The organism is Streptococcus equinus (genome assembly GCF_049393805.1).
GTDB classification, from domain to species: Bacteria; Bacillota; Bacilli; order Lactobacillales; family Streptococcaceae; genus Streptococcus; species Streptococcus equinus.
Map to the genome: position 1 here is coordinate 534619 of NZ_CP185763.1, position 17627 is coordinate 552245.

General features: G+C 37.2%; 18 protein-coding genes. 6 read left to right on the forward strand and 12 right to left on the reverse strand.

The genetic code is table 11. The annotated features are described in order from the left end of the window. The first annotated feature begins 102 nt into the window (after positions 1 to 102). The 4 genes from ACN0NP_RS02585 to ACN0NP_RS02600 are packed head-to-tail and all read left to right on the forward strand — an operon-like array spanning position 103 to position 3889. Positions 103 to 885 (forward strand): ABC transporter ATP-binding protein, encoded by a 783-nt coding sequence (locus ACN0NP_RS02585; protein ID WP_423217503.1) that lies wholly within the window; start codon positions 103 to 105, stop codon positions 883 to 885. A gap of 24 nt (positions 886 to 909) precedes the next feature. Next, the gene (locus ACN0NP_RS02590; protein ID WP_039697966.1) at positions 910 to 1842 is read left to right on the forward strand and encodes an ABC transporter substrate-binding protein; all 933 of its coding nucleotides are present in this window, start codon (positions 910 to 912) and stop codon (positions 1840 to 1842) included. Between the two features lie 29 nt (positions 1843 to 1871). Beyond that, positions 1872 to 2891: a FecCD family ABC transporter permease gene (locus tag ACN0NP_RS02595; RefSeq protein WP_021142958.1), complete on the forward strand. Its 1020-nt coding sequence runs from the start codon at positions 1872 to 1874 to the stop codon at positions 2889 to 2891. Further along, a complete protein-coding gene (locus ACN0NP_RS02600; protein WP_423217504.1) occupies positions 2888 to 3889 on the forward strand; it encodes a FecCD family ABC transporter permease in 1002 nt (333 codons plus the stop codon). The genes ACN0NP_RS02595 and ACN0NP_RS02600 overlap by 4 nt, the downstream gene beginning before the upstream one ends. 177 nt (positions 3890 to 4066) lie before the next feature. Here the strand turns inward: ACN0NP_RS02600 and ACN0NP_RS02605 are convergent, their stop codons facing one another. Both ACN0NP_RS02605 and ACN0NP_RS02610 read right to left on the reverse strand, forming a co-directional pair. Continuing rightward, positions 4067 to 4723, reverse strand: coding sequence for a DUF1803 domain-containing protein (locus tag ACN0NP_RS02605; RefSeq protein ID WP_423217505.1), 657 nt, complete (start codon positions 4721 to 4723; stop codon positions 4067 to 4069). Then, positions 4716 to 5231 carry a YiiX/YebB-like N1pC/P60 family cysteine hydrolase gene (locus ACN0NP_RS02610; protein WP_423217506.1) on the reverse strand — a complete coding sequence of 172 codons (516 nt, stop codon included), beginning with the start codon at positions 5229 to 5231 and terminating at the stop codon, positions 4716 to 4718. Before ACN0NP_RS02610 ends, ACN0NP_RS02605 begins: the two co-directional genes overlap by 8 nt. Positions 5232 to 5331: 100 nt before the next feature. On the opposite strand from ACN0NP_RS02610, the gene yaaA reads away from it, so the two are divergent. After that, a complete protein-coding gene (yaaA, locus tag ACN0NP_RS02615; protein WP_423217507.1) occupies positions 5332 to 6063 on the forward strand; it encodes a peroxide stress protein YaaA in 732 nt (243 codons plus the stop codon). 38 nt (positions 6064 to 6101) lie between these two features. On the opposite strand, the gene ACN0NP_RS02620 is transcribed toward yaaA, so the two are convergent. The 7 genes from ACN0NP_RS02620 to ACN0NP_RS02650 all read right to left on the reverse strand — a co-directional run bounded on the left by ACN0NP_RS02620 (position 6102) and on the right by ACN0NP_RS02650 (position 14383). Next, the gene (locus tag ACN0NP_RS02620) at positions 6102 to 7049 is read right to left on the reverse strand and encodes a DUF6287 domain-containing protein (protein WP_423217508.1); all 948 of its coding nucleotides are present in this window, start codon (positions 7047 to 7049) and stop codon (positions 6102 to 6104) included. Positions 7050 to 7067: 18 nt separating this feature from the next. Next, the gene (locus ACN0NP_RS02625; protein ID WP_423217509.1) at positions 7068 to 8246 is read right to left on the reverse strand and encodes a DUF6287 domain-containing protein; all 1179 of its coding nucleotides are present in this window, start codon (positions 8244 to 8246) and stop codon (positions 7068 to 7070) included. Positions 8247 to 8335: 89 nt separating this feature from the next. Then, the gene (locus ACN0NP_RS02630; RefSeq protein WP_033153184.1) at positions 8336 to 9268 is read right to left on the reverse strand and encodes a manganese-dependent inorganic pyrophosphatase; all 933 of its coding nucleotides are present in this window, start codon (positions 9266 to 9268) and stop codon (positions 8336 to 8338) included. Between the two features lie 153 nt (positions 9269 to 9421). Then, positions 9422 to 10039 (reverse strand): hypothetical protein, encoded by a 618-nt coding sequence (locus ACN0NP_RS02635; RefSeq protein WP_033153185.1) that lies wholly within the window; start codon positions 10037 to 10039, stop codon positions 9422 to 9424. Positions 10040 to 10099: 60 nt separating this feature from the next. After that, a complete protein-coding gene (pflA, locus tag ACN0NP_RS02640) occupies positions 10100 to 10888 on the reverse strand; it encodes a pyruvate formate-lyase-activating protein (RefSeq protein ID WP_423217510.1) in 789 nt (262 codons plus the stop codon). Positions 10889 to 10962: 74 nt separating this feature from the next. After that, positions 10963 to 12294, reverse strand: a complete 1332-nt coding sequence (locus ACN0NP_RS02645; protein WP_021142968.1) for a hemolysin family protein — start codon at positions 12292 to 12294, stop codon at positions 10963 to 10965. Positions 12295 to 12466: 172 nt separating this feature from the next. Next, entirely contained in the window at positions 12467 to 14383 is a 1917-nt protein-coding gene (locus ACN0NP_RS02650) for a glycoside-pentoside-hexuronide (GPH):cation symporter (RefSeq protein WP_423217511.1), read from the reverse strand. Between the two features lie 191 nt (positions 14384 to 14574). On the opposite strand from ACN0NP_RS02650, the gene ACN0NP_RS02655 reads away from it, so the two are divergent. Then, positions 14575 to 15357 carry an ABC transporter ATP-binding protein gene (locus ACN0NP_RS02655; protein ID WP_039691547.1) on the forward strand — a complete coding sequence of 261 codons (783 nt, stop codon included), beginning with the start codon at positions 14575 to 14577 and terminating at the stop codon, positions 15355 to 15357. A gap of 42 nt (positions 15358 to 15399) precedes the next feature. Here the strand turns inward: ACN0NP_RS02655 and ACN0NP_RS02660 are convergent, their stop codons facing one another. The 3 genes from ACN0NP_RS02660 to ACN0NP_RS02670 all read right to left on the reverse strand — a co-directional run bounded on the left by ACN0NP_RS02660 (position 15400) and on the right by ACN0NP_RS02670 (position 17619). After that, positions 15400 to 15948, reverse strand: a complete 549-nt coding sequence (locus ACN0NP_RS02660; protein ID WP_004232983.1) for a tRNA (mnm(5)s(2)U34)-methyltransferase — start codon at positions 15946 to 15948, stop codon at positions 15400 to 15402. Further along, positions 15945 to 16880, reverse strand: coding sequence for a TIGR01212 family radical SAM protein (locus ACN0NP_RS02665; protein ID WP_423217512.1), 936 nt, complete (start codon positions 16878 to 16880; stop codon positions 15945 to 15947). The genes ACN0NP_RS02660 and ACN0NP_RS02665 overlap by 4 nt, the downstream gene beginning before the upstream one ends. 82 nt (positions 16881 to 16962) lie before the next feature. Then, positions 16963 to 17619 (reverse strand): phosphatase PAP2 family protein, encoded by a 657-nt coding sequence (locus tag ACN0NP_RS02670; protein WP_423217513.1) that lies wholly within the window; start codon positions 17617 to 17619, stop codon positions 16963 to 16965. Positions 17620 to 17627: the final 8 nt, after the last annotated feature.

Consider the following 17627-nt stretch of genomic DNA (forward strand, 5'->3'; position numbering starts at 1 on the left):
AAAAAAGGCTTACAAAGGCCTTTTTTCTATGCTAAAATAAAAAGGCAATTCTTCGTTTGAAAGAATTGCTTTTTACTATTTTCCGATGAAAGGAGGTCTTTTATGTCAGAAATCAAAGCTGAAAACATTTCAGTAGCTTATGATGACAAAATGATTATTGAGAACTTATCTACTAAAATCGCTCATCAAAAAATTACGACAATCATTGGCGCTAACGGTTGTGGAAAATCAACACTTCTAAAATCTTTAACACGCATCCAAGCTGTCAAAGAAGGAAAAATCTTAATTGACGGTCAAGCCATCGCTACTTTGCCAACTAAGGAAGTGGCTAAAAAGATTGCTTTACTACCACAGGTCTTAGAAGCTACTGAAGGCATTTCAGTTTATGAACTTGTTTCGTATGGTCGCTTCCCGCATCAACATTATCTAGGAAGGCTAAACGAAGAAGACAAAAAGAAAATTGACTGGGCAATGCAAATGACTAAAGTCTACGAATTTGCCGATAAAAAAGTTGATTCTCTTTCTGGTGGTCAACGTCAACGTGTCTGGATTGCTATGGCTTTAGCACAAGATACAGATACTATCTTTTTAGATGAGCCCACAACTTATCTCGATATGAACCACCAACTGGAAATCTTGGAATTACTTAAAAAACTCAACCAAGATACCAAAAAAACAATTATTATGGTCTTACATGATTTGAACTTGTCAGCTCGATTTTCAGATGAATTGATTGCCATGAAAAATGGGCAAATTAAATACCACGACAATGTTCAAGGCATCATGACAGCAGATATTTTGCGTGACATTTTTAGCATTGATGCCAAAATCGTTCAAGACCCTATCCATAACTGTCCAATTTTGCTGACTTATCAGCTCGTATAGATTTATTAGCAGGAGACGCTTAACATGAAAAAATTTTTCATCACTCTAACAACTTTCCTTGCAACACTTATGTTAGTTGCTTGTCAAAATACATCATCAACATCAAATAAGACTGAACTCTCTAGCATGCCAAAAATCACTGGCTTTTCTTATGAAGGCGACATTCCAAAAAATCCTAAAAAAGTCGTTAACTTTGCTTACTCATACACAGGTTACCTTCTAGAACTTGGTGTTGATGTTTCAAGTTATTCTCTTGATTTAGAAAAAAATAGCCCAGCTTTTGGCGATAAACTAGCAGACGCTGTTCAATTGACTTCTGATGACACAGAAGCCATCGCTGCGCAAGAACCAGATCTTATCATCGCTTTTTCAACAGATGAACACCTCAAAGAGTTAAAAGACATTGCACCTGTTTTGGTTATTGAATTTGGTAAGAGTGATTACCTTGAAATGATGACAAACCTTGGTAAAGTCTTCGGAAAAGAAGATAAAGCTCAAAAATGGCTTGATAACTGGAAAGAAAAAACTGCCAAGGCTAAAGAAGAACTTGGTCAATACATCGATCCGTCAACTACCTTTACCGTTATGGACTTTTACGACAAAGATATTTATCTTTATGGCGATAACTGGGGACGTTCTGGTGAGTTGATTTATGATTCACTTGGCTTTTCTGCACCTCAAAAAGTGCAAGATGATGTCTTTACGGCTGGTTGGTTCGGCGTTTCACAAGAAGTCCTTGGAGATTACGCAGGTGATTACCTTGTCGTAAACGTTAGCGATGATACTAAAAATGCTGCCGCTTCATTAAAAGAAAGTGATGTTTGGAAAAATATCCCAGCCGTTAAAAACAATCATGTCCTTGAAGTCGATGAAAATCTCTTCTACTTCTCAGACCCAATGTCACTTGATAAACAGCTAGATGCTTTTGTCAACACCATCAAAAAAGCAAATAGCTAATTTTTGAGAACTTCTGAAAAGGAAATACAATGAAACAATCGTACCTTCTTCAGAAAAATAAGCCAGCTCAAGCTTGGCTTGTTTTTTTCGGCATTAGTATTTTATTCTTTCTTGGCTGGTATTTTGGGCTTCGATTTGGGGCTGTTTCTTATTCAAATCAAGAATTACTAAGTGTTGTTAAAGCACCATTGACTGACTCTAATTTGCAGGACGTGATTTTCGACCTACGTTTGCCAAGAACGATTGCTGCTATTTTAGTTGGAGCTGCCATGGCTCAAGCTGGTAGTATTATTCAAGGTGTCACGCGCAATCCTATCGCCGACCCTGGTCTTCTTGGAATCAATGCTGGTGCAGGACTTGCTTTAATTGTTGGCTACGCTGTTTTTGGCAGTATGCACTACAGCTTAACCCTTCTTGTCTGTTTAATTGGTGCTGTTATTGCGGCATGCTTGATTTTTGGCATAGCTTATCATCCTAAAAAAGGCTATCAACAGATTCGTATTATTCTGGCGGGTGCCATGATTTCGACTCTCTTTTCATCTTTAGGTCAAGCTGTCACTTTGTATTTTGATTTGTCGAAAGCAGTTATCGGCTGGCAAGCTGGTGGTTTAGCACAAGTCAATTGGAAAATGCTTGGCATTATTTCACCGGTTATTATTATTGGTTTGATTTTAGCACAATTGTTAGCTCATCAGTTGACTATTTTAAGTCTTGATGAAACTGTGGCAAAATCTCTAGGACAGAAAACTTTTCTGATAACGATTAGTTTACTGGGCATTGTGGTTGCTTTGTCAGCTGCAGCTGTGGCGCTAGTTGGTAGCCTAGCTTTTGTGGGCTTGATTATTCCGCATTGCATTAAAATGTGTGTTGGAAAGGACTATCGTGTCCTTCTTCCTTTAACAGCATTTGCTGGTAGCACCTTTATGCTTTGGGTCGACTTGATTTCTCGTATTATTAATCCACCAGCTGAGACTCCGCTGAGTGCAATTATTAGCATCGTTGGTCTCCCATGCTTCTTGTGGTTAATGCGAAAGGGGGAAAATTTATGAGGCAAAAATTTCATTTTACAAAACGCTTCTTTCCTCTCTTACTTCTATTATTAGTCATCTTTCTAGCATCACTAGCCATCGGATACGCCAATTCATCAATCAGCCAAGTGTTCAAAGTCTTTCTTGGAAAATCAAATGCGACCATGTCTTTAATCGTCCTAAAAATCAGGCTTCCTCGCATCTTAGCTTGCATGATTGGCGGAGCTGCCTTAGCAGTATCAGGCGTTTTACTACAAACTCTCACAAAAAATCCGTTAGCTGACTCAGGCATTTTAGGGATAAATGCTGGCGCTGGTTTTGTCATTGCCATAATGATTGGACTGCTAGATATTTCAAATCCAAAAATTCTAGCATTTATGCCATTTTTAGCCATGATAGGTAGTATCATCACAATCTGTACAGTTTACGCTATCTCGCATCAAAAGAATCAGCCTATCTCTCCTTCACGACTAATCATCTCTGGTGTCGGCGTTTCAAGCCTACTCTCTGGCATGATGATTTCCATTATTGATAATCTTGATATTGGAAAAACAGATTATATCGTCTCATGGCTGAGCGGAAAGGTGACTGGTGGTAACTGGCAGACTCTCATGACGCTTACACCTCTATTTCTTCTAGCCTTAGGACTAACTTATTGGCGCAGCTATATTTTAAACATGATGATGTTCAGTGAGGAGACGACAATTGCGCTTGGTGTTAATATCAAAAAAGAACGACTCGTGCTTCTTATTTTGTCGACAGCTCTAGCGTCACTGAGTGTCATTCTAGTTGGAAATATTACTTTCATTGGTCTGCTGTCAGGTCATATCACAAAACAGCTATTTGGCAACGACCACCGCATAACCTTACCAGCTAGCATGATTGTGGGCATGATTTTAATGCTCGTTGCCGATACCGTTGGACGAAGTCTTTTAGTTGGTACTGGTATTCCGACAGGCATTATCATCTCAGTTATCGGTGCCCCATATTTTCTTTATCTCATGATTAAAGCAAATTAAAAAGCTGAGACAAAAGTACTCAGCATCTTGTTTATATAGTTATTATTTACAAGGCGTAGTAGTTGAGTGGGTTCTAATGCGCTGATAAATCAGCTTTTATAACCCTACTCAACTTTGCGGGGGTGAGACAACGAAATCGAATTTCTTCGAAATTACCGATTTCTGTCTCACTCCCTTTTATGCTTTGCTTGCAAAAACTAGTAATTCTTTATCAAAATCCATCTTCAATTCATATTTGCCATTATCATTCTTCTTGATGTAGCCTAGCAAGTCCAAGGCTTCTACAAAAATATCAGGTCGTTTTTGAGCGACTTCGTCTTTATCAGCAAATTTCAATAGAAAAGTTGTCATGTATCTCAAAGCGTAAGCCTGATTAACATCTCCTAGCAAATCGTACAACGGTTGTTGCATTTTAGACATCGGCAAGTTTTCAGAGAGTTTGAAAAAATAATTTGCAAGTGTCAATTCATCACGAGCAATACTTGTCTTTTCAGCGAGCACCAAATCATTAGTCTCATTTTCCAAACGTGTCTCGAAAGTGATTGCCATCAAGTCAGTGTAAACCGGACTCCCATCATCCACAAAAATCTGACTATCTAAGTCAATATTTTCTAGAGATTCAAGCAAGTCAAATCCAATCGTATAGCGCTTATTGTCACGGATAATGTATCCTGCTTGGACATATTCTTCAATCAAACGGTCAATCTTTGAGACGTCTTGAAACTGTGCTTTGATTTGACGCAAAGTCACATCATCAGTTTGATAAAGAAAATTAACCAAATCCTTGAAAAATTCTTGTCGTGTTAATTTATCTGGATTAAAAATTTTAATCATGTAATTCTCCTAAATATTGTAAAAACGCTGAATTGGCTAGCTGACTGGGATTGGTGCCTGGTTGGTTCAAAGGCACAGCAAGACCAAGTTTGTCATAGTAGTCCTGCCAAAACTCAGAAATTTCCTGCTCATCATCGCCAAATTTCATAGGAACAGTTTCAAAAATCGGTAAGATTTCTGCAATATACTCTGAACAATAATAACAATCATTGTCAGGATAAAAACTGTCATTATAAGGTCTACCGAGAAGATTCTTTGCAGCTGCCAGAACTTGGTCTGGATTTATTTTTGGATAACGGTAAACCGAAACAAGCTGCTCATGTGTATCCAAAAATTCTCTCAAACTTTGTCTAACGACGCCTTGATTTCTCGTTGCATGATAAATCATCTGCTCAAAAAAGATACCAACGTGACTATACTGACCCGTCGAGTCCTTTATGGCTTGTGATATTTCTGAGGCATCATACATAAAAAGTAAGTCTCCAGCCTGCAATTCGCATAGTTTCATATGTTAATTGTAACAAAAAACATAAGCGACTGCTAGAAGAAGACAATCTTAAAATGCTAATCAATTGTAGCTAAGTTTTATCGTATGCTATAATGCCAGTATGAAACTATTAATCCCTAACGCCAAAGAATTAAATACCAATCAAGATGCCTTTTCTTATCAGGAACTTTCTCAAAAGCCCCAAGCGATACTTGATATTTTGACGAATTTTTCTGTTAAAGATTTGACAAACTTTTATAAAATCAATTCTAGCAAAGCTGACCAAGAGTGGTTGCGCTGGCACCGCTTATCAGACAAAGAAGCAAAAAGCTACCCTGCTTGGCTCTTATATGATGGGCTGATGTATCGCTATATGAATCGTCAGCAAGTCAGCCAAGCTGAACAAGACTACCTCGATGAGCACCTTCGTATCGCAACAGCATTTTATGGACTTATCAAACCAACTGAGCTAATTGCGCCGCACCGCCTTGATTTTCAAGGAAACCTAAAAATCGGAAAAACTTCTTTGAAGCAATTCTGGCGAGAAGACTACGATAAAGTCGTTCAAGATGATGACCTTATCATTTCGCTACTTTCCTCAGAATTCGAGCAAGTCTTTTCACCAGATATCCGTAAACGCATGATTAAAATCATCTTTATGGAAAATCGAGCTGGTGAACTTAAAATCCATTCAACTATTTCTAAAAAAGGACGTGGTCGCCTCGTTTCACTCATGGCTGAAAAACAAATTGAAACACTTGAGGACATAAAGACATTAACTTTCGATGGATTCTCATTTTCATTAGAGCATTCAGATGACAAGACAATCACCTTTATCCGAGATGGAGAATAAAAAAGCAAACAAGAAAACTTGTTTGCTTTTTGTTTTTGCTATTTTCTATAATAATATGCTTCTGCAGGAAAATCGACAAATTGCTGACCTGCTACTAATCTTGGTTTAGAAATGTCTGAATAATCTCCTTTGGGATTTTTGACACCAGTAGGGTAAACTTCAATAGCAAATCCACCGGGTGCACCGTTAGCTGCACCACATGCTAAGGTAACTGTTCCATAAGAACTTACTCGTGGCGAACTAATATTCATTCCTTCAAGCATTCCTTCATCACTAAATTCAAAAGTTTGCCCTCTACCATTCACCCATGTTCCTGCTAATGATTCGTAATTTCCACTAAGTATCTGATTAACATCTAAATCATCAGAATTTGCTTGTTCAGATACTAATGGTTGCCAATCAAGCACACTAAAATCAAACGTCTCTTTATTTTTTACATCAAAGTAATCCGTTAATTCTACATCTTTACCAATCGGTACAGTAGCACTTTTTATAGTATCAATACCACTATTATCTGCTCTCAATTGATACTGGATATCTTCCATTTCTGTTCCTGTTGACATCCACTTAGCAGTAATAATCGTTCCATCTGTGTAAATATTTGCAGCTTCTCTATAACCACCAGCTGTCGCGACATAACTTTGCGCTAGATAATCCGCTACACCATTATTATTATAATAGAGAGCGGCGAATTCAACTGTTCCCGTAGACTCCCAGTACCGTCCAGAAAATAGTTCATCCTGACCATTCCCATCGATATCATAATAAGCGTAATGCGTCGCTGGAGTATCACTTGTATCATTTCTAAGTTTTTCTAACACAACATCATAAATGCTATTATCACTAGCTTCTTTTTTATCAGATGCCGAAGTAGATGAAGATGAGCCAGTATACCAATTTCCTGATACTTTCTGATTACTATTTTTCTTAGAACATGCACCTAAAACTAATAAAGTAATAACAATTAATAGAATTCTCTTTTTCATTTACAATTTCCTTCCATGTTATTGACGATAATAATAGTAATCATTAGATAAATGATAAACACCATTCTGTGTTGGTACAATTCGTGCTTTAGAAATATCAGACTTATCTCCCGATGGGTTTTCAAACCCAACTTTAAATAACGCCAATAAACCACCAGTGAAACCATTCCCCATTCCTATATAAGGAATGCCATCATTTTCATATCTAAAAGCACCTTGCAAACTTTCTTCACCTGTGTTCCCACTTACTGTACTAGTAACAGATCCATCAGCTCGAATAACAAGAGTATCACCTTTTCCGTTACGCCATGTTCCGGCAAGCGATTCGTAGTTTTCATCCTTTATCTCTTCCAAATTAATATCATTAGCTGATTCTAGCTCAGCATCATAAGCTAATTGTGTTTTAAGAGCACCAGACCAAGCATAACATTTCTGACCATCAATATTAACTTCCCACCAAGTTGAGTTATTATCAACTGATTCTCCACTAACATAATCTAATACTTGAAGAATATCACCCTTTTGTTTTTTAGTAACAACATCAGCTGATAAGCTAGGTTTTAAACGTAAATTCAATACATCTACACTAACAACATAGTTAGCTTTTTCAGGTTTAGCATGAAAATAAACTTGTAATGCTGATTTTACCTCTTCATCTGTTGTTAATACTTTATTACCATCATCATTAGTATAACCATAAAGCACTACCTTGGTTTCATCTTTTACAGAATTAACGTTGCCATTAACACGTTGAAGTTCTTGCTCAGGAATATCTATCGTGATTTTAACACTTGGAACAAGTTCTACTCGACTAGGTTCTTCTCCATTTACAGTCATATTACCTGATGTAACATAAGTTTGTACAGTATTAGAATCCTCATAATCTTCAATTGTGTACTGTCCTTTTAAAGGATTCCCAGCATTGAATGCCATCAATTCTGCGCCAGCTCTACATAAAGTTGCAGTACCATCATTATTCAAGACTATCCCGCATGTCATCAAAGTTGAAGTATTTGATGCAACATAATAATATCGATAATTTAAAAACCAATCAGAGTAATCTTTTTTCTCTCTTGTTACATTCTTAGACTTGATAGCTTCTCTTGAGCCATGGCTTGTTTTTACTTTACTACCATTTGATTGCTGATGACATCCAACTAAAATAAAACAACAAAATAAAAAGATAATTTTTTTCATATCAATATCTTTAATTTTTTATCTCCTCAATATACAAAGCATACAAAAAGGCGACTTGCATCGCCCTTTTGTTATCCTATCACTTTTGATTAAGCGTTGAAGCTTTCTGTCAATTGTGGAACAACTTGTTTTTTACGTGAAACAGCACCTGCAAGGAATGCGTGGTTGTTTTCAAGTTTGAAGTTGAATGCTGCCTCAACTTTATCCATGTTAGCACCAAGTGCCAAGATTTCAGAGTTTGAGTTAAGGATATCAGTAATCATAAGAACAAAATCAGAGTATCCGTTAGCTTGGATAGCAGCTGTCATTGCAGCTTCGATTTCTGCTTGACGTTCAAGAACTTCGTTGATATCAACTGTGTTAACTTGTGCAACACGAACTTGGTTTCCGTTAAGTTCGAATGATTTTGCATCGATGTCAATCAATTCTTCAGCAGATTTTGTTGCCAAGTTTGTACCAGCTTTAAGCAATGCCAAACCGTATTCTTCAAGGTTAACACCTGCGATTTCTGCCAATTCAGCAGCTACAGCTGGGTCAGTTGCGTGAGTTGTTGGTGATTTAAGAAGAAGAGTATCTGAAATCAAACCAGACAATAGCAAACCAGCCATTTCTTTAGGAAGAGCTACACCATTTTCTTTGTAAAGACGGTAAACGATTGATGAAGCTGAACCAACTGGTTCCAAACGCATGTAAAGTGGGTTAGCAGTTTCAAAGTTAGAAACACGGTGGTGGTCAATTACTTCGATAACTTCAACGTCACGAATATCAGAGATTGATTGTTGGAATTCGTTGTGGTCTGTCAAAATAACTTGGTCAGCACCTTCTGCTTTTGCTGATTCAACAACACGTGGTGCTTCGACACCAAAATAGTTCAATGCAAAAGTTGTTTCTTCATTTGGAGTTCCAAGAGCAACAGCTTCAGCATCCATACCAAGTTCACGTTTCAAGTGTGCGTATGCAATTGATGAACCAAGTGCATCAGAGTCTGGATTTTGGTGACCAAAAACTAAAATTTTAGACATGTTTTTTACCTCATAATAATTATTTACTTCTTATTTTAGCAAAATTTAAGATAGATAGCAAAGCTGGCAGCTGGTTTTAAGGTAATATCAAACAAAAAAGCATCTTCACTAGCCAATCGACTTACTCGCCAGTGAAAATGCTTTTGATATTTTTTAATCTTGTTCAGAATGGTTGTCATCAGAGATTGTTTTTTCTACCTCTGATTCATTTGTAGAAACTTCTTTATGCGTAGCTTTTTCATGTTCTAATGCAAGACGCAAAAGACGCTCTTCTTCCTCACGATTTTCCTGATTGCGGATAGCTTCTTGCTGCTTACGATAAGCCATAAATTTTCGGCTGTTATCCACAATGTGCAAACGTTTAATACCTTTTACAAGCAAACGCCAAACAAAAGTAATCAGTGATTCTAACAAGAGCAAAAGCTCAATAACAACTACACCAAGCAAACTCCACGCCATAAATAGCGTCACAAGCAATTGCGAAAATATCTTCTTAAGATTGCCTAAGTCATTATTATGGATGGACAGTGTTTCCAAGAAAAGGTTAAGAATGCCTTGTAAAAGCCCTGACTTAACAGATTTATCGCTTGAAAAATCTACTTCGCCTTGGCTTGGCATCACTAAAACAATATCACCATCTTGAATATAATCAACCTTATCACCCAGTGTAATGTCAAAATCAAATAACTCACGCGCTAATTTCTTGATTTTTCCATCCTGTGTTAAGTACACAAATTTATCATCAAATTTTAAAATTTTGTAACTGTTCATAGTGTCCACCTTGTGATAGAGCTTATCAAAGATTCAAGTCAATGTCAATAGTCACAAGGACTAATGATGAATACGTTTCATGTACTCTGTGTAAGACTCTGTGTGCATAAGCTCTTTAGCATTTTGAACACGTTCTTTCGTCGGTGGTTTAACTCCTTCAAGGCTGTAAGGAATTCCTAATTCATGCCATTTAAATTCGCCCAAAGTGTGGTAAGGAAGAATTTCAAACTTATCAACATTTTCAAGTGTCTCTACAAATTTTCCAAGCTCAATCAAATCCTCATCAAAATCAGTTAAACCAGGAACCAAAACATGACGAATCCAAACTGGAATTTTCTTATCAGACAAATAGCGAGCAAAAGCTAGAATATTTGTGTTTGGTTGACGTGTAACAACAATGTGTTGTTTTGGATTGATTTCTTTCAAATCCAAAAGCACCAAATCTGTAACAGCTAATAACTTGTCAACAATCTCGTGATATTCTGGTGTATCACGGAAAGTAAACCCACAAGTATCTAGCGTACAGTGAATGCCTAACTCCTTAGCTTTGGTAAAGAGAGCAGTCACAAAATCAATTTGTAACATGGCTTCACCACCTGAGACAGTGATACCACCATTTTCACCCCAGAAATGTTTGTAGCGAAGTGCTTCTGCTAAAACATCATCAACTGTTCTTACTCGTGATTTATTGCTTTCTAATGCCCAAGTATCAGGGTTGTGGCAGTATTGGCAACGCATTTTGCAGCCTTGCATAAAAATGACAAAGCGAACGCCTGGACCATCAACAGAACCAAAACTTTCTGTTGAATGAACTATTCCAGTCACTTTTCCGTAATCAATTTCAGCCATTTTCTATCATCCTTTGTAACCGTTTTTCTAATTTTCATTATACCATTTTCCAAAGAAAAAAGACTAAGTCAAACTTAGTCTTCTTCATTATTCTGTTCTATATCAGAAAAAACGACTTTTAGTTTTGTCACACGACCATCTTTGACTTTGTCATTCGTCAAAGCGATGTGCTTATCTTTTGACTCAACTTCAAACGTTTCACGACTATCTTGGCTCGGAATATTTCCGACACCTGTCAAATAAAATCCAGCGATTGTATCAACATCGTCACTGTCCAAATCAAGGTCAAAGTAATCATTGAAATCATTCAAAGTCATCGTACCTAAAACGATGTAAGTGTGTTCACCAATCTCTCGAACAAATTGTTCTGTTTTATCTGTTTCATCATCAATCTCACCGACAATTTCTTCAAGAAGGTCTTCAAGAGTTACAATCCCTGCAACGCCTCCGTATTCGTCTAGCAAAATTGCCATCTGATTTTGAGTATTTCGCAACTGACGCAACAAATCATCCACAAAAATTGTTTCAGGAACAAACAAAGGTTCTTGTAAAATTTTGCGCAAGACAATATTGTCAAAGCCATCACGAAAACCAGCAGCAAGCAGACGTTTTGTGTGAAGAACACCGATGATTTTATCTTTGTCATCATCATAGACTGGAATACGTGAGAAATGATTTTTCAAAATATCTTGAATATTTTCTTGCGTATCATCGTTAATGTCAATCATGAAGGCATCTGTACGAGGAACCATGACCTCACGCGCCATTAATTCATCCAGTGAGAAGACACCTTGTAGCATTTCAATTTCTTCTGCATCAAGCGTTTCTTCACTATTTGACAACATGTATTCAATTTCATCACGCGTCATTTTTTCATCAGCATCATCAAATGTCATCGGCGTAATGCGTGATAAAAAGTTCGTTGAAGCTGAAAGCAACCATACAAATGGACTAACAATTTTTCCAATAAAAATAATAATCGGAGCAGAAATGACGGCAAGATTTTCTTTGAGGTTCATCGCGATACGTTTTGGATAAAGCTCACCAAGAACAATCGAAATATAAGTCAAAAAGACAAGAGAAATGATGCTTCCCGCAGTCTGTGCCCAAGCAAAATTACCAAACCATGAAGCAATAACACTGCCTAATGAAGCTGACAAACTAGCCCCTTGCAATAGACTGATAAATGTAATCCCAACTTGGATGGTTGATAAAAAGTTATTAGGTTTTTCTAAAACAGAAAGAAGTCGAATAAACTTCTTGTCACCTTCTTCTGCTTTTTGTTCAACACGTGAACGATTTAAAGAAACAAGTGCCATCTCAGATGCTGAGAAAAAGGCATTAAGCAAAGTCAAAATTAACAATAATACAAATTGAAAAACTAAATTCTGACTCGGGTCTTCCATATAAATCTTACTCCTCTTCTATAAAAAATAGGCAAAAAACCTACATACAATTCTTAATACAGTGACTTCATTATAGCACATTTTCTAATTAAAGTACTAAACAAATACAATCACTTTCTACTATTAAAAAAGCCCAGTTTAAAACTGAGCTTTGTTTTGAAACAATTTATTCTTAATGCAAAGTAAGCACATTGTCACCTGCTTTAACAGTTTCTCCAGCTTTTGCTTGCATATTAAATGCTTCAAAAGCATGAGTGTTTGTAACGGTAATAATAACAGTATCATCAAGACCAGCTTTTTGAATAACTGGGTCCCAGAATTCAATTAATTTATCACCTTTTTTAACACGTTCTCCTTCGACCACATATGATACAAAGCCTGTACCTTTTAATTTGACAGTACCAAGACCAATGTGAATCAATAGAACAATACCATCTTCAGAAACCAAACCAACAGCGTGACGTGTCGTAAAGACTTGACGAACCATAGCATCAAACGGTGCGTAAACACAACCATCGCTTGGCTTAATGGCAAATCCTTTACCAAGACCTTCACTAGCAAATACTGGATCAGCTACTTGTGACAAGTCAAGAAGTTCACCGGCAATCGGTGCAGAAATAGTCAAGCCACCATCTGTTTCAACTTCATCATCAACATATTCGTGACCCCAAGTGCGTTCAAGTTCTTCGACGATTTCAGCGTGCTTTTCTTCAGTTAATTTAACACGGAAGAAAAAGACAACACTACTTAGAATAATCAAAGCAAATGGTAAAGCAAATACGTGAAGTTTGAATGACATGGCACCTGCTTTTGTGATTGAATCAGCTGTCGCACCTGTTGTCATACCAGCAGCAACCGCTGCAGCACCAATAACAAGGTTTGAAATAGCACCACCAAATTTATCAAGCAAAGGACGAACTGACAATGTCAAAGCTTCGTCACGGTGACCAAGTTTCCATTGACCGTATTCAACACAGTCTGTGATAATCATCAAAACAACTAGGAAGACAAGTGGTTGTGGAATAAAGAACAATTCAGCAGCGACCAAGACAAGAGCAAGTGAAGTTCCAGCTACTGAGAACAAACCAATACCACAAAGCATAACAGCGATACATGCAAAGAATAGATTACGTCGGTTCAATTTTCCAGCTAATTTAGGGAAAAGTGATACTGACAACAAACCAACAACCGTGTTAATTGTACCAAGGATTGAGAATTGGGCAGCATGTCCCAAGATATAAGTGAAATAATACAATTCAGAAGCATTTAAAATGCTGACACCTGTAGTGTACAAGACATATGACAATGAAATTGCCATCAATTGATCGTTTTTAGTCAAAACTTTAAGAACGTCTTTAAAACCAGTCTTTTCAGTATTTTTACGAAGATCTGACTCAATTTCGTGTGTTCCAAATGCAACGGCTAGAACAGTCAAAACACCGAGCAAAGCTACGATGAAAGCAAACCAGAACCAACCACGATTATCACCAGCACCACCATTACGATTTAGTGAGAAGAAAAGTACAATCGGCATGATGACAACACCGACAATGTTACCACCAATAGTTGATCCGATACGAGCAAAGGTTGCTGTTTTTTCACGTTCTTCTGAACTAAATGACAAAGCAGGAACCATTGACCAAAAACCAATATCTTTAAACGAATAGAAAATATCCATTGTAATGTAGATAAATGCAAAGATAATCAAGTAAAGAACTGGATTTGTCTTGTTAAGACCTCCCATGTCTGTAAACAAAATCAACAAAGCAATTGAACTGATTGTACCACCAGCAACTACCCAAGGTTTAAATTTACCCCAACGAGTTTTGGTATTATCAATCATATTTCCGATAAATGGGTCGATAACCAATTCGACAATACGCAAACCTGCAATAATCTGAGTGATGTATAAAACCATGCGATTATTTTGTGCCGCATCACCTGTGTTAAATAAATGTGAGGTAATAAAGGTGATGAAATATGTTGACAAGGTTGCATAGAAAATATCATGACCAAATGCCCCAAAAGCATATGAGATTCGTGATGTTGCAGCCTGTTTCTTTGAAACTGCATTTGATTTAGTATCCATAAAAATCTCCTTCTAAAAGTAACTTGTTTTTCATTACAGTTTTATAGTAAACGTTTTCATAAAATAAGTCAATAAGTTTTAGTAAAGTTTTACTAACTTTTAGTTTAATGATTCAAATCTTTTTAACGGATATTTGTCTGAATTTTCTAAAAATGATATAATAACTATCAAACACATCTCGGAGGTCACTTATGGCTCAAATTACATTGGAAAATGTTACGCTATCACGACAAAATAAAACCCTTCTCAAGGACATTACTTGGAAGGTCAACAAAGGGGAACATTGGGCAATCTTAGGGCTCAACGGGTCTGGTAAAACATCACTTCTAAAACTTATCACAGCAGAATACTGGACAAGTCAAGGCAGTGTTGAGGTGCTGGGAAATAAATTTGGTGGGACTGATATTAGCAACATGCGTACCAAAATCGGTATTGTCGGTTCATTTATCGCAGAACGTCTCTCTCCACACATGCTTGCTGAAAAAATTGTCCTGACTGGAAAATATAAATCAAGCATTTTATACACTGAGTATGGCGAAAAAGAGCTAAACGAGGCAAGACAAATGCTCATCTCAATTGGCGGTGAACATCTTCTTGGTCGTATTTATGCCAGTCTTTCACAAGGTGAAAAGCAACTACTTCTCATTGCTCGCAGCCTTATGGAAGAACCTGAGATTTTAATTCTCGATGAAGCAACCAGCGGTCTTGATTTATTTGCTCGTGAAAAATTACTCCGCCAAATCGAGCAAATCACAACTCTTCCAAAGGCACCAACCATCCTCTACGTCACTCACCACGCAGAAGAAATCACACGTTCTTTTACCCACGTTCTTCTCCTCAAAAAAGGGCAAATCATTGCCGAAGGTCCTAAAAATGAAGTTCTTACTGAAACTATTTTATCTGATTTTTATGACCAAAAAGTCTCAATCGTGCCGCTCGGTGATGACCGCATTTACATCAAACCTGAATTTTAATAACGAAAAACCTCTATGACCTTAATCATAGAGGTTTTATTATTAACGTAATTTTTCAATCATAACCAAGAAAGGTGGTTGGTGAATTTGGTTAAGAGGTTTGTAAAGCATGGTTGCAAACTCTTTTTGGTCAAGAGCTGATACGTAATCAAGCACAGCATCTTTTTCCATGTCTCCACCTTCGTGACCATAATAAATCATGATAGCTAGACGACCACCGATTTCAAGACGTTCTAAGATTTTTTCAATAGCCACTAAAGTGGTATCAGGTTTTGTAATGACTGTCTTATCAGCACTTGGCAAATAGCCAAGGTTGAAAATAGCTGCGCGAATTGGCTCACTGACGTATTTATCAAGATTTTGATGCCCATCTAAAATCAACTGCGCATTTGAAATTGCCTGTTTTTCTAAGCGTTCTTGTGTGCTTTTTAGTGCTTGTTCTTGCACATCAAAAGCGTAAACTTTTTTAGCATGCTGAGCGAGAAAAGCTGTGTCATTGCCATTTCCCATGGTTGCATCAACAGCTACTGCACCATCATCTAGTACCTCAGCCAAAAAATCATGTGATAAGTGTAAGGGACGTTTTATCACGATTCAACCTCCTCTAATTTACATCCTTGATAAGAACCACGACATTCCATTTCTTTGTCAATGGCGTTTAAAACTTCCCATTTCTTGAGGCTCCACATTGGTCCAATCAACATGTCACGTGGAGCATCTCCAGTAATACGGTGAATAACAATATTTTTAGGAATAATTTCCAATTGGTCGCAGATAATATTGACATATTCATCCATACTGAGCAATTTTAAACGGCCTTCATGGTAGTCGCGTTGCATTTTGGTACTTGTCATCAAATGCAACAAATGAAGTTTAATACCGTCAATCTCATTATCCGTTACACAACGTCTAACATTTTCAACCATCATTTCATGAGTTTCACCAGGAAGACCGTTAATCAAGTGAGAAACGATTTCTACTTTTGGGGCTAGCTCGCGAAGACGTTTAACAGTTTTAACGTACAAATCATAGTTATGACCACGGTTGATGATTTCAGAAGTTTCATCATAAGTTGTCTGCAAACCAAGCTCAACCGTCACGTGCATGCGCTCAGACAATTCAGCGATATAAGCAATGGTCTCATCAGGCAAACAGTCTGGTCGTGTCCCAATGTTAATGCCGACTACACCAGGTTCATTAATGGCTTGCTCATAACGTTCACGAATGACATCTACTGTATCATGTGTGTTGGTAAAATTTTGGAAATACACCAAATATTTTTTGACCTCTGGCCATTTACGGTGCATGAAATCTATTTCTTTATAAAATTGATCACGAATTGGCGCATCTGGAGCTACGATAGCATCACCAGAGCCTGATACCGTACAGAAAGTGCAGCCGCCATGTGCTACCGTTCCATCACGGTTTGGACAATCAAAGCCAGCATCAATAGGAACTTTGAAAATCTTTTCTCCAAAAAGCTCGCGATAATAATCATTTAGAGTATTGTAACGTTTTTTCATAGATTATATTATAACACTTTCTACTTCTCAGACAAAATCTAGTCACCTTAAAAAAGACGACCTCTTGGTCGCCTTTTGATGATTAATCTTGTTTTCCTTGGAAACGCCATTCAAAACGTTTTTGGTCATAAATAGGGTAAACTGCAGCAACGATAGCAACTGCTAACAACCAACCGCCCAAAATATCTGTTGGGTAGTGCACACCAAGATAAATACGTGAAATAGCTGTTGTAATGGCAATAACTAAAAGAAGAACTTGTAAACAACGTTTCACAAAAGTTTTGCTAAGATGTTGCTCAATAATAATAATCAAGCTAAGCGCTACAAGCATGCTTGACGCTGAGTGCCAACTTGGAAAAGATGGACCCATTGGCTTCTTAACCAAATACTCTAAAAGTGGTCTTGGGCGAGCATAAAGGTACTTGAAGATAGTTGAGAAAACACCCATCAAAAGCAAATTTCCTGATAAGAAAATAGCTTCCGTTTTCCAGTTTTTCCAGAAATAAAACACCGCAGCAATCACAAATGTATAAACAAAAACTAAAAATTCATGGCCAAAATTCGTTATCAGCTTAAAGAAAGTTGTCAAGTGTTTAGGTAGTTCACCACGCACACTTGTCTGAATCGCTGAATCAATACCTGAAACAGCATCAGGGTAAAATTTTACAACGTAGCCCAACATCATAAAAATCACAAGAATAGTTGAGGCAATTGTAAAATAAGTTTGTTTATGTTTCATGTTAATCC

Bases quoted from the DNA above. Each gene is read 5' to 3' on its own strand.
- ACN0NP_RS02655 (WP_039691547.1), top strand. From the start codon at position 14,575: ATGGCTCAAATTACATTGGAAAATGTTACGCTATCACGACAAAATAAA.
- ACN0NP_RS02635 (WP_033153185.1), bottom strand. From the start codon at position 10,039: ATGAACAGTTACAAAATTTTAAAATTTGATGATAAATTTGTGTACTTA.
- ACN0NP_RS02610 (WP_423217506.1), bottom strand. From the start codon at position 5,231: ATGAAACTATGCGAATTGCAGGCTGGAGACTTACTTTTTATGTATGAT.
- pflA (WP_423217510.1), bottom strand. From the start codon at position 10,888: ATGGCTGAAATTGATTACGGAAAAGTGACTGGAATAGTTCATTCAACA.
- ACN0NP_RS02600 (WP_423217504.1), top strand. From the start codon at position 2,888: ATGAGGCAAAAATTTCATTTTACAAAACGCTTCTTTCCTCTCTTACTT.
- ACN0NP_RS02590 (WP_039697966.1), top strand. From the start codon at position 910: ATGAAAAAATTTTTCATCACTCTAACAACTTTCCTTGCAACACTTATG.
- ACN0NP_RS02595 (WP_021142958.1), top strand. From the start codon at position 1,872: ATGAAACAATCGTACCTTCTTCAGAAAAATAAGCCAGCTCAAGCTTGG.
- ACN0NP_RS02650 (WP_423217511.1), bottom strand. From the start codon at position 14,383: ATGGATACTAAATCAAATGCAGTTTCAAAGAAACAGGCTGCAACATCA.
- ACN0NP_RS02665 (WP_423217512.1), bottom strand. From the start codon at position 16,880: ATGAAAAAACGTTACAATACTCTAAATGATTATTATCGCGAGCTTTTT.
- yaaA (WP_423217507.1), top strand. From the start codon at position 5,332: ATGAAACTATTAATCCCTAACGCCAAAGAATTAAATACCAATCAAGAT.
- ACN0NP_RS02645 (WP_021142968.1), bottom strand. From the start codon at position 12,294: ATGGAAGACCCGAGTCAGAATTTAGTTTTTCAATTTGTATTATTGTTA.
- ACN0NP_RS02625 (WP_423217509.1), bottom strand. From the start codon at position 8,246: ATGAAAAAAATTATCTTTTTATTTTGTTGTTTTATTTTAGTTGGATGT.
- ACN0NP_RS02605 (WP_423217505.1), bottom strand. From the start codon at position 4,723: ATGATTAAAATTTTTAATCCAGATAAATTAACACGACAAGAATTTTTC.
- ACN0NP_RS02585 (WP_423217503.1), top strand. From the start codon at position 103: ATGTCAGAAATCAAAGCTGAAAACATTTCAGTAGCTTATGATGACAAA.
- ACN0NP_RS02670 (WP_423217513.1), bottom strand. From the start codon at position 17,619: ATGAAACATAAACAAACTTATTTTACAATTGCCTCAACTATTCTTGTG.
- ACN0NP_RS02620 (WP_423217508.1), bottom strand. From the start codon at position 7,049: ATGAAAAAGAGAATTCTATTAATTGTTATTACTTTATTAGTTTTAGGT.
- ACN0NP_RS02630 (WP_033153184.1), bottom strand. From the start codon at position 9,268: ATGTCTAAAATTTTAGTTTTTGGTCACCAAAATCCAGACTCTGATGCA.